This is a genomic window from Streptomyces sp. NPDC055099, assembly GCF_053607685.1.
Genome location: NZ_JBSGUA010000018.1, coordinates 126404 through 137410, shown reverse-complemented (window position 1 = coordinate 137410; position 11007 = coordinate 126404). Strand labels below are relative to the sequence as shown.

General features: G+C 67.4%; 11 protein-coding genes and 1 pseudogene. 4 read left to right on the top strand and 8 right to left on the bottom strand.

Annotation, left to right across the window (positions count from 1 at the left end; all coding sequences use genetic code 11):
* Nucleotides 1-617 precede the first annotated feature (617 nt).
* Together ACWFRU_RS35150 and ACWFRU_RS35145 are read right to left on the bottom strand one after the other, a co-directional pair.
* Nucleotides 618-785 (bottom strand): hypothetical protein, encoded by a 168-nt coding sequence (locus ACWFRU_RS35150; protein ID WP_453692145.1) that lies wholly within the window; start codon nt 783-785, stop codon nt 618-620.
* A 485-nt stretch (nt 786-1270) separates the two neighbouring features.
* Nucleotides 1271-3643 (bottom strand): hypothetical protein, encoded by a 2373-nt coding sequence (locus tag ACWFRU_RS35145; RefSeq protein ID WP_453692144.1) that lies wholly within the window; start codon nt 3641-3643, stop codon nt 1271-1273.
* A gap of 216 nt (nt 3644-3859) precedes the next feature.
* Between ACWFRU_RS35145 and ACWFRU_RS35140 the strand changes: the two genes are divergently transcribed.
* Nucleotides 3860-4117, top strand: a complete 258-nt coding sequence (locus tag ACWFRU_RS35140; protein ID WP_453692143.1) for a hypothetical protein — start codon at nt 3860-3862, stop codon at nt 4115-4117.
* A gap of 609 nt (nt 4118-4726) precedes the next feature.
* Here the strand turns inward: ACWFRU_RS35140 and ACWFRU_RS35135 are convergent.
* The 5 genes and pseudogenes from ACWFRU_RS35135 to ACWFRU_RS35115 form a co-directional block, all read right to left on the bottom strand.
* Entirely contained in the window at nt 4727-5473 is a 747-nt protein-coding gene (locus ACWFRU_RS35135; RefSeq protein WP_453692142.1) for a hypothetical protein, read from the bottom strand.
* Nucleotides 5470-5787, bottom strand: a complete 318-nt coding sequence (locus ACWFRU_RS35130; protein ID WP_453692141.1) for a helix-turn-helix transcriptional regulator — start codon at nt 5785-5787, stop codon at nt 5470-5472. The genes ACWFRU_RS35135 and ACWFRU_RS35130 overlap by 4 nt, the downstream gene beginning before the upstream one ends.
* Nucleotides 5788-6283: 496 nt before the next feature.
* On the bottom strand, nt 6284-6931 hold the full coding sequence (locus tag ACWFRU_RS35125) for a hypothetical protein (protein WP_453692140.1): 648 nt from the start codon (nt 6929-6931) through the stop codon (nt 6284-6286).
* Between the two features lie 96 nt (nt 6932-7027).
* Nucleotides 7028-7684, bottom strand: coding sequence for an IS3 family transposase (locus ACWFRU_RS35120; RefSeq protein ID WP_453692153.1), 657 nt, complete (start codon nt 7682-7684; stop codon nt 7028-7030).
* Nucleotides 7636-7884, bottom strand: a pseudogene (locus tag ACWFRU_RS35115) (IS3 family transposase); the annotation flags it as partial. The pseudogene ACWFRU_RS35115 and the gene ACWFRU_RS35120, both read right to left, overlap by 49 nt.
* 150 nt (nt 7885-8034) lie before the next feature.
* On the opposite strand from ACWFRU_RS35115, the gene ACWFRU_RS35110 reads away from it, so the two are divergent.
* Entirely contained in the window at nt 8035-8568 is a 534-nt protein-coding gene (locus ACWFRU_RS35110) for an NUDIX hydrolase (protein WP_453692139.1), read from the top strand.
* Here ACWFRU_RS35110 and ACWFRU_RS35105 read toward each other — a convergent pair.
* On the bottom strand, nt 8546-9886 hold the full coding sequence (locus tag ACWFRU_RS35105) for a helix-turn-helix domain-containing protein (RefSeq protein WP_453692138.1): 1341 nt from the start codon (nt 9884-9886) through the stop codon (nt 8546-8548). The two genes, ACWFRU_RS35110 and ACWFRU_RS35105, sit on opposite strands and share 23 nt — an antisense overlap.
* A gap of 238 nt (nt 9887-10124) precedes the next feature.
* Here ACWFRU_RS35105 and ACWFRU_RS35100 point away from each other — a divergent pair, with 238 nt between their 5' ends.
* On the top strand, nt 10125-10613 hold the full coding sequence (locus ACWFRU_RS35100) for an ATP-binding protein (protein ID WP_453692137.1): 489 nt from the start codon (nt 10125-10127) through the stop codon (nt 10611-10613).
* A 43-nt stretch (nt 10614-10656) separates the two neighbouring features.
* Nucleotides 10657-10977 carry a hypothetical protein gene (locus ACWFRU_RS35095; protein WP_453692136.1) on the top strand — a complete coding sequence of 107 codons (321 nt, stop codon included), beginning with the start codon at nt 10657-10659 and terminating at the stop codon, nt 10975-10977.
* Nucleotides 10978-11007 lie beyond the last annotated feature (30 nt).

The following is an 11007-nucleotide window of genomic DNA, read 5'->3' as shown; positions in this document are numbered from 1 at the left end:
CACCTGCCGAATACGAGACCACGTACTACCGCGAAACCACGAAGCCCCAGGTCACAGTCACGACCTAGAGTCTCGATCAAACCCGGAACGGTTCAGTGACATCGGCCGCCTTGCGCAGCACTGTGGCGCTGGCGACCACGCTCCCCTCCCCCGCCTGACCGTCGCTGTCCACCCGCCCTGCCCCCACTGCACCGGGGAGGGCGGGGGGCACAGACGTACCCAGCCGCGGGCGGCTTGGTCGCCGACAGGGTCGAATGGCCCGTCGCTGCCGTCTTCCGCTTGGGCTCGGTCGTCGATCACGATGCGGACGGGTGCGCCATCGCCGCGGGTACAGGGATGATCGCATCAGCGCTTGCGCCTGGTCATGGACTGGGACCCCTCCCACGAGACCCCTATGCGACGACACACCCCCATGACACCCGAGCGACCCGTGCGGGCGCTGCGGGAACGCGGGACGCACGCCCGTTCATGGTCCGCGGTGACAGTGCCTGGGGATCACCGGATGCGGCAGACCTGCTCATGCGGGGCGCGCAGAGAGGGACAACTACCCGACCACCGGTTCCTCTCCGCCGGGGGCACAGAGAAGGACCGGGCCACCAGCTGAGCCGACTGGACGGCTACTGGCGTCCCCCCTTAAGCAGTAGGACCAGGACGGTGATCACGACGGCACCGATACCCAGAGCCTGCCCCAGCCGAGGATCTCGGTAGGCGATGAACATCGCCAGTCCCCCCAGCGCGAGCAGCACCAGGGTGGTCAGGCCCATGTCGTCGTTCGGTCGGTTCACTTGCTCTCTCCGCTGGCTTCAAGACCCGCCGCTGCGCCCTGGTTCGGTCCGGTGGGCAGGTCAACTTCGGCCCCGATCCCGCGGAAAGCGGAAGAGGCCCTGGCCCCCTTCACCGGGGAGCAGCGCCTCAGACAGCAAAAGGACCCACTCCCCCGTAAAGGAGGACGTGGGCCCACCAGACCTGTTCACCTGTACAACGCTCGGACCCCCCGTCAGAGTTACGAAAGAGAGCCGCCAGAGATGAAAACTGTGCTGGAGAAACGATTTCTCACTTGAGTGACCCCCGACAAGCCTGGCCCACCGCCCCAAGGGCCTACTGGCCGGCGCCATGCCTGCCCAGGTCCACGAACTGTCCGGCGTTCGCCGAAATCTTGCGCCCGCACCCGCGACGCCCATGAGCTGCCTGTCGCCCCTGGGCTACCAGAGCCGCATCAGTTTCCCCGCGCCCGTAAGATGGCCTGCACAGCAAGCCCCTGGACGCGCGGCTATGAGGAGCCTTGGCTGCGCCGGTGCCGTCCGCGTCGACGCCTGTCCGGCGCCCCCTGCACCAAGGCCTCCTCTGACCCCGCGGCGAGACCGGGTGCGTCGCCCTGGCTCCTCCAAAATCTCGTGGAGAGGACCTTCTGCTCGTTCCTGGTGCGCGCTTTGCGCAGGCTGGATGTGAAGGCGCCGCTATGGCGGGCACGTGCGCTGCGGGTCAAGGTGGCGGCGTGTAGGTGGAGGCTGGCGGCCTCCAGGGCGAGGACGAGGCCGACAAGGTCTTCCACGGACATCAAGTCCAGGCACGCGTGCGCGAGGCGGCTGAAGATTCTGCCGCTCATCGGAACCGGGTGGCTGTCGAGGCGCTCCACTCGCCTGAGCAGGATGGTGATTGCACCGGCATCCCGTGCGGCTCCTCCTTCACGCAGGACGATGTCGAGGTGCCCATCGAGGTGAACGGAGGCAAGCGCCAGCGCCCATGACGCCACCGCTGTGGGGGCCATTGTTCGGGCGCGCTCCCCCAGCGCCTGCAGTTCAAGGACGGCTGCCCCGGAGTGATGGAGGATGCGCAGGAAGTGCCCGGCGTGTCCGGTGGGCCGTTCCTTGAGCGTGCAAGCCAGCACGATCTCGGCGTGAGAGGGCGGTGCGACCTCGCTCACGGCGCGAAAGAGGAGGGCCGCATCACTGGCGCTGCTGGTTCTGGCGGTGTGCTCCAGCAGCCACCGCACCTCGCGGTGCCCCTCGTCCAGGGCCTCCAGAAGGGCCCAGAAGTCGCGGGCCGAGCGTCGGGCCGCAGACTCGATCAGGACGTCGCAGGCGAGCGTCTGGTTGCCGGTCGCCCGGAGATCGTTGATCAGGACGGCAATGTCAGCGGGCGCACGTGTCAAGGCCGCGCGTTGCAAAACGGCTGCGGCGGCGACGTGGTTGCGCACCATGCGCAGGGAGGAGACCAGCGCCACCAAGTGCCCGGTGCTGCGCGACTGGGCGCTGTCGAAGACGAAGTCGGCGTCCTGCAGCAGGCCGTGGCGCGAAAGGCTCTCGATCAGCTCGGTGACGTCTGTTGCGGAGCGGGTAGCGACGGCAGCGGCCTGAAGGGCGCTGGTGAGGGCTCGAAAGTCTTGTGCGCCCAGTGTGCGGCTGAGCTCCACGATGTCTGGTGCCGGCCGTTCCGCCGCCGCGGCACGCAGCGCGTGCGGCAGGGCTGTTGCCAGATCGGTGGGGGCCAGCACGGTGACCAGGTCCAGTACGTGCGCCACAGGGCGAGTGGCGCAAAAAGCACCGAGCAGGACGGTGACGTGGTCGCACAGCTCCTCCCGGTTGAGGGCCACGGCGAATGCGGCGATGTCCTGCGCTGTATGGAGCTGCACGGCCGCCTGCAGCAACTGGGCGCCGCAGTCGATCAGGTTGGAGCGGTGCAGCTCGGCTGCCAGCAAGCCCAGGTCGCTGATGGAACGGGTAAGCGCCAGGACCGGAAGCGCCGCCTGAGCATGCGACCCGAGTCCTGCTGCGTCAAGACCGGCCAGGAGCGCCGCCACTTCATGGACGTTACGGGATTTACTGACGGAGGTGACCAGTTCGCTGGCCATGGCCCGGTGGGTCCTGGACTCCAGATCACTGACCACGGTGAGGAGTTCGGGGATGGAGGCGCTGCGGTCGGTGGCCTCCAGTGCAGCCATCAGCGAGGGCACACCCACTGCTTCCTGCCACAGCCCTTGCACGGTCTCCAACTGGGATTCCAGCATGTGGCACTGATCCTCGGCGGCGATCAGTTCGGCCTGGGTGACGGCCAGGGCCTCCTTGAGATAGGTGATCTCCTGCTGGAGGTCGTCAAACTCCCGTCCCAGCTGTTCGTATTCGCCCTGCCACACGTCGACTTCTGCCTGATGCGCCCGGGCCTGCTGCTCGAGTTCGACGACCAGCTTGTGGCAGCGCGCCTCGGTCTGCGACAGACGCTGCACCCGGTCGACCAGGGCCTCCTCCAAGGCCTGAGCGTGCGCCCGCTTGCGTCGGGCTTCCTCATCAGCCTGTGCCAGCTGGTCTTCCAGCTTCTGCCTCTTGCTTGCCGGCTTGTTCGACTGCTGGGCCTCGCGGTGCAGCTCACGGATGCGCTGCTCCGCCTCAAGGGTGATCGGTGATCCGCCTTCCCGAAGATCAGCGATCAGTGTGGCGACGAAGTCCCAGGACGCGAGCCGCTCCCCCTTGAGATAACGGGTGAGCGTACTGGCATCCAGGTGACGGCGCGCGGCATAACGCCGCACGCCCACGCCCAGACTGCAAAAGAGCATCCGAAGATCCTCAACGAAGGCCCGCTTCTCCGCGGTGAGGTCTGGGCTCAGCGGCGACAAGCGCGCCGCCCCCGTGGTGTTACTGGTGCTCATGCCACCGCCCTCGTTCCGTCAACACCTTCCATTATCAGAGCTGTTGCGTGCCGCAGCAGCCGGAAAGCGTTGACACCTGCAGCCGGCAACACCTGCGTCGCTGCCATCTCGCACTGTCAACAGCAGACCCTTTTGGGGCACGCGGCAAACCGGACACCATGGGCATCTGACCGAGAAGAAGACGGCCATGACCGCGCACAGGAGGACCAGGGCAGCATGACCCAGCACAGTGAACCGCAGCCGCACCCCACCACCCCGCCCGCATCCCACCCGCAGAGCACGCCGCCTGCGCCCACCCCGCAGACCACGCTGCTCAGCCAGCGCGCCGCGGTCATCCTCCTGCTGGGTGTGCTGGCCACCGCCGCAGCGGCAACCCTGACCGTCCTTGCCGGAGGGGCTTTAGCCAGCGGACTCCTCGCCGGAGGCGGCGCATTCATCGCCGGCGTGCTCTTCTTCAACACCATCATCACCTGACAGCCGCAAGACGAGGCGGCGCCGCACATACGGGTGCGGCACTCACCCCCACGCACCCCTCCCTCCTTGGGGGTGACCGCAGAGCACCGGACCGTGCGGGGACCGGCAGCGCCAAGTCCCCGTGGAACGGCCGCGGCTGCGCAGTTGGCGCCGGCCGGTGCAGCCGGTGAGGACAGCGCCTTTCTGGTCGGCGGGTCGGCCGGCCACCGGTATCGAGACACTGGGCACGCGGCATGTGTACGGCAGGGCCCCACAACGGCGCGGGCTCAGGCCGCGCCAGAGGGCCGGTCCCCGCTGCCGGGCCAGGGCGCGCGGCCGAGCATGGATGTCATGTACCGGCCCTCGCGAGGACGCCTCGAGCCGACCGGCCGCATCCGACGTCCTGGTCCCGGTGATCCTTCGCTTCCAGGGACGAGAGCTGCGGCTGTTCTGCGCGCCCTCACCACCGCCGGGACCCCGACGGACAGCACACCGCACGAGGCCGCAGGCGAGGCGTCCTACCCGGCAGAGGCAGCAACCGCCGCCTGCTTCCAGGAGACCGCCAGCTACGTCCGAGCAATCGCCTGGCCCCCGACCGGTGACGAGCAGACGGCCACCGCGCTGGAGCACCTACCGCTCGCGGGGCTCCCCGCGCGTCGCGGCGAGCTCGATGCCGCGCACCCTGCGCAGCCAACCGGCGAACAGCCGCAGCGCGATACCGCAGCCGGCGCACCAGCCCCAGCCCTCGGTGACCAGCACGTGCAGGCCGTCCTCGTGCTGGATGTACAGGAGCTGGGCGCCGACGGCCAGCGCGATGAATCCGTGCGTGCGTGACTCCCCCGACAGCAGCCAGTCCACCGGCACCCACAGCGGAGCAACCATGTCACCCAGCCGCATCCGAAGCGCCGCCCAGAGAAAGCCCGTGGCGTAGCGCCTCCTGCGGCGCGGCGTAAGGACGATGCCATGTCCCGGGTCGCCGGCAAGAACTGCGGCCCACTCTTCGCGCAGGTGCGCCCGGCGGCCTCCGGCGACAAAGGAAGCGAAGTCCATTGTCCGCAGGCCGGTCCTGCTGGGAGCATCCGTGCGCGTCGGAGCGGCGTGAGGGTCCTGTGTCGCTGTCCGCTCGCTGTTGCGCAGCGCGGTCAGCAGCAGGCCGGCCGCGGCGAGCAGGATCGCAGCCGCCGTCAGAGCGCCGAACACCCATCCCCCGGTGAACAGGATCTGGGTGATCGCCGCTTGCGGATCGAACAACTTGAGGAGGTAACCGGCAAGGAGCAGCACGGCCGCCAGTGCGCCGGACAGCACCGGTGCCAGCACCGCCACGACCGCCATCAGACCGGCGCCGGGAGCCTCAGGGGGGCGCTCGTTGCTGCTCACGTGCTGCCCCCTTCGGCCGCGGTGCGCATCCCGAAGAGCCGGGGCTTTGTCTGCCTGGCCTGCTGGGCTGCACGCTGACCGGCGGCGGTGAGTTGATAGTAGAAACGCTTGGGCCGCCCGGGGTGCTCGGCCGTCTCCTCGTACCGGGTGATCCATCCCGCATCGACCAGGCGCTCCAGGATGGGATACACCGTCCCGGACCCCAGGTCGGCCTCCTCGCAGATCTTCAGTCCCCAGGCCGGCTCGGCGGGAGTGGACGCCATCAGCACTCTGATCACTTCAAGTGTCGGGCGCGTGAGACGAATCGATGCCATGCCACAAGCGAAGCACCACCCCGAGCATGTGTCGAGTACGACATTCGGTCACGTGAACTCCCGCCGTTTAGCGGCGTACAGGACTTCGACCCAGATTCCCTCAGCGCAGTGGCGTGAGCGAGCGCTGCCACCAGCCGATCGGCCTGCGGCCGATGGACAGCTCCCGGTCGGCGCTGTCGGCCCTCCATCTCGTCCCGCCCGCGGGTGCTGTTCCGTCATCGACGATCCGCAACACCCCCACGCCGGTGGGGAGTACTGAACTGGGCGGACCGCGCCGCCTGGCGGGTGAGCCAACGACCCGGGCCCGCCGGTGACCCAGTCGCGCTCGTCGCGAACTGCTCGGCCGACTGCGTCGCTCCCTTGGTGGCAACGGCGCTGGTCTTCGACATCTACGTTTAACTAGGTTCCGATTTCCCGGCGTTGGCTGTGCCAGGAGTTCTGCCGTCGCCGACAGCGGCCCAGCTGCGGGCGCACCCCAGCTTCCTTTCGCCTGAAGTCAGTCGGGCGTAACCCCCAGCGGAAACCGCTCCCTGATGAGGGTATTAAGCGCTGCTTGCACAGTCTCCAGCTGTTCCGTGGTGGCAGTCATCTCGTATCGAAGCTCTGAAAGCCGACCATCACCGCGTCTGTTTCGGATCACTTCGTCGAGCTCGGCGTGATGAGTGTCGATCCACGCAACCCGCGCTTCAACGGCTTGATCGAACTCCTCGAGGAGATCGGGGCAGTAGACGTGCATCATGCTGCGCAGGTTCCGCCGGGCGGCTTGGCGGCGCTTTGTCCCGCTCCACCTCTGGGCGACAGGAGCCGAAGGAGACATCAGGGCGGCGATCTCGCGATGGGTGCGACGCGCCATGGTGCTCCGGGCGAAGGAACGCCGGAAGGGAATGGGCCCGCCGTACTCATTGCTGCGCGGATGCGCGGCTCGGGCCAAGTGAGGTTGATCCGCAAGGATCAGGTCGACCACCTTGCCCGTGGTCCGCGCGGCCTCGCACCACTCGCGAAGAATCTCGTGCAGCTCAATCAAGCCTTCGTGCATGTTCGGCAATGCGGGCGTTCCCGTGCTCTGGTTCACGACGCTCCGCAACACGCTGCTACTGGCCCTGACGACCGCGGCTGCTTCGGGTGCCACCATGGCGAGCTCCATCCCAGTGTTGTGCGAGGGCTCAATGATGCGCAGCCCAGTGGCGCCGAACAAGACGACTGAGCTGCCCCGAGTTTCGTAGAGTCCGATGGTCTTGGTTCAGGCAGACTGTGAGGTCTGCTCTTGGCTTCGCCAGAAGACTTCCTCGTACTCGGCGGGTGGTACGTAGTCGAGCGCGGAGTGAAAGCGTTCTTCGTTGTACCAGGTGACCCACTGGAAGATCGTCCGTTCGACCTGGTCGACGTCCTTCCAGGGGCCCTGCATCTCGATGAGTTCGGCCTTGAAGGTGCCGTTCAGCGCCTCGGCCATTGCGCTGTCGTACGAGTCCGCGACCGACCCGACGGAGGCAGAGGCGCCGATGTCCGCGAGTCGGTCGGTGTATCGAATTGACACGTATTGCGACCCGCGGTCGCTGTGATGGACAAGGCCGGAGTCCTTCTTGATCCGCCGCCTCCACAGAGCCATCTCCAGTGCGCCCAGCGGCAGTTCTGTTCGCATATGGTGCGCGACCTGCCAGCCGACGATCATCCGCGAGCACACGTCCAGGACGAACGCCACATATGCCCAGCCGGACCAGGTGCGGACATATGTCGTGTCCGCCACCCACAGTTGGTCCGGCTGGCTTGCAGTGAAATCGCGGTCGACCAGGTCCGGCGGCCGGGGTGCCGACGGCTCCGGGGGACCGTGGTGCGGCGGCGCCGTCCACGGATGACGCCCTCCAGGCCCAGCTCGGCCATCAGCCGCGCGACCGCGCAGCGGGCCACGACGACGCCTTTGCGCCGAAGCGCGCGGGTGATCCTGCGGGCGCCATAGGTGCCGCCCGACTCCGCGTGGATCTCCTCGATCAGCAGCATGAGCGTCTCGTCGCGGAGCCGGCGGGCCGACTTCGGCCGCTTCTTGCGGGCGAAGTACGTCGATGGTGACAGCTCGAGGCCCTCATCGCAGTGGGGAGTCACGCTCGAGGAGGGCCCGCTGGCGACGGCCGAGAGCTGCTGAGCGCGCACCCTTGCTGAGAACTCTCGTCAAGCTGACGCGAAAAGAGTCGTTCCTGCTCAAGCCGTCCACCGGTCTGCGATCCTGTAGACCGATCGAGAGGGGCCGCAGGTATGGAGTGGAAGACCCATGGTGAACGACAGGTCTACACCAACAAGTGGGTGAACCTGTGTTTGGTGGACGTCCAGCAGCCCGACGGGCGCAGGTGGGAGTACCACGTCGTGCGTCTTCGCCATCTGGCTGTGGCCGCCGTCGTGAACGATCGCCAAGAGGTCCTGATGATGTGGCGCCATCGCTTCATCACCAGCTCGTGGGCCTGGGAGTTGCCGATGGGGCTGGTGGAGGAGGGGGAGACTCCCGAGGAGGCGGCGGGGCGCGAGGTATTGGAGGAGACGGGTTACCGGGCCGGTCCCATCAAGGCGCTCGTCTACGCCGAGCCCGCCAACGGGATCACTGACTCACAGCACCATGTCTTCCGTATCGACGGCGCCGTCTATGTGGGGCCGCCGACCGAGAAGAACGAGTCGGACCGCATCGAGTGGATTCCCCTCTCGCAGATCCGCGGAATGATCGACCGTAAGGAGATCGTGAGCAGCGGGTCGCTCGTCGGTCTGCTGTACCTGCTCATGGATGAATCGTTCCGCTGAGCGGCAGGAGGGCCCGTAGCTGTGCCTCGAAGGCCAGGGCTACCGGCTCCTGCCGGTGCGGCGCCAACTGGTCGTAGAATTCCCTGAGATGGCCCGTCACCCGCTCTGATGCCACTGCGGACGCCGGGCCCAGGGCTTGCGTCGCCGTATGGCATGCCTGGTCGAGCTTGCCCTGGTCCAGCTGTGTACGTGCCAGCCAGAACGTGTGGAATGCCCGGCCGCGCTGATTGGCGTGGTCTTCCCGCCGTAGCGCGTCCGCGATCAGAGGCTCGGCGGTCGACGCCTCGCCGAGCCGCCCGTGGGCGATGCCGGTATCCACTATGAGCTTCGGCTCGTCGAAGTAGCTCACCCACGCAGGATCGAGGTCACCCTCCTGGATCTCCTCGAAGTAGCGGTGCGCCTCCCCGATCGCCCGGCGGGTGGAGCCCCTGTTTCCGAGGGTGGCGTGCGCGTAGGCCTCACGCATGGCCAACATCGAGAACACGCGTGGGGTACTGCCGGCGACCGACCGAACCTGGTCCTGGGCAGCAGTAACAAAGGCCAGTGAATCTGCGGGTTTGTCCTGGTAGGTCGCCTGAAGGCTCATGCAGGCCAGAACGTTGGCCATGGCCTGCCGGTCATCGATCTCTCTGGCCAGTTGCAGCGCCTGGGTGAAATAGGCGCGGGCCTGGTTGTACTGGCGCGCGTCGAAGTAGGTCCATCCGGCGAGGCGCGCCAACTCAGCCGCGACTCCGTGAAGGCCGTCCTGGATCGAGGGAGACCGGTTGTCCTGCAAGAGATCGACCACATAACGCAATTGCCCGACAATGGCCGGCCGCAGCGCCTCTCCCCCGTGCTGGTCGTCCCGGCGCCAGTAGTCCTCGATGGACGACTGGAACGCCTCAAGCGTGGCTGTGCTGAGGGCCCCACTGGTGGTCAACGCCAAGATGCTGTCAACATCCGGACCAGGCAGTGATGTGGACGTTCTCGTCTGCGCTTGCGGTTCGTGCGGCTTGGCCTGCTCGGTGATGGCCAGGGTCGGCGGTGTTTCCCAGGGCCGTCGCGCCAGCCCGAGCATATGGCCTGGGATGCGCAGACCGTCCGCGATGCGCTCGACAACGTCCATGTGGAGCAACTGGCGGCGGCCGGCGATGACTTCGCCGACACGGCTCGGCGTCAGCTCGCACCTCCTGGCGATCATGGAGGGGTAGATGCCCGCCCTGGCCTTCACCATCCGGAACACGCGGGCGAAGTCGCGTTCCCGGCACGCGTCGAGCATCTCCGGGTCGGTGAGCAGCCCGGCAGGAAGCTCCTGCGCACGGGCCGCCGACTTGGTCATCGCGAAGCTCCCACGGACTACTTAACGTTGCTTCCTGTCACCACTGGTGATGATACCCAAGTTGGGTAACCAGCTGGGCCTTTCAGCACGGTCGGCGAACTCGCGACACTTTGGGCATGCCCAAAGAACAGATGGTAGTCAGACCTCGGGTACCGGGCATTTGGCGCCTCGCCCGCCCTCCAGCGCACCACGGCCTGTTCCGGCAGCCGCTGCGCGGGGATCACAGCGCAGCAGCGTCATGACGGCGACCCGGGCGGCCGGCGAGGCGCCCCCGCTGCACAACATGCCCGCTCGCGACGTGTGGGCCGTGTGCTTCTCCATCAGCCCCCGCAACGAGGGCGGGCCGGTCCCCGTGCAGGACGCCATGCGCGTAGCGGAGATGCGCCGACTGGTTCGAGCGCGCCTGGAGTACTGCTGTCTTTCCGCATTGGCCGATGACGTCACGCTACTTGTCTCCGAGTTGGTCACGAACGCTATCGAGCACAACCACGGCCAAACCGACATTGCGCTGTCGCTCACGTTCGTCGACCGACGCCTGCATCTGGAAGTGAAGGACGGGACCAGCCAGCCTCCCAAGGTGCAACAGCCCAGCGAGGACGCCGAAACCGGCCGTGGGCTCCTCATCGTTCAGACAGTGACCGAGGCTCGCAGCGGCACATGGGGCTCCAGCCCGGACGGCGAGAGGATCTGGTGCACGATTCCCGTTGTCACCGGGAGCGAACAATGAGCGCGGCCGCGCCCGCCAGGAGGGCCGCCTCGCCAGCCCCCGCGTGGCAATCCCCCTCAGCCAGAACGAGCTGCGGCGTGTCCTGGAACGGATCACCGCTCAGGAGCCCTTCTTCGTCATTGCGAGCGTCGACGACCTCGACGCGTCGATCGGTAGCCAGGCGCCGCGAGCGGCTACTGCCGGGGCACTGATTGAGCGGCTTCGTGGACACCTGAAGCGGCTCACTGACATCGCTGTCACCGACCCGTCATCCCGGCCCGCGACCGTGGGCGGATACCAGCTGATGCGCACCTACCTCGTCGGCGCGGCCGCATCGACTGATCCAGGCCCGCATTCCGTAGCCGCGCGCGCCACCCCGCCGTGACGCGAGAGGCTACGGCTCACCAACCGCACC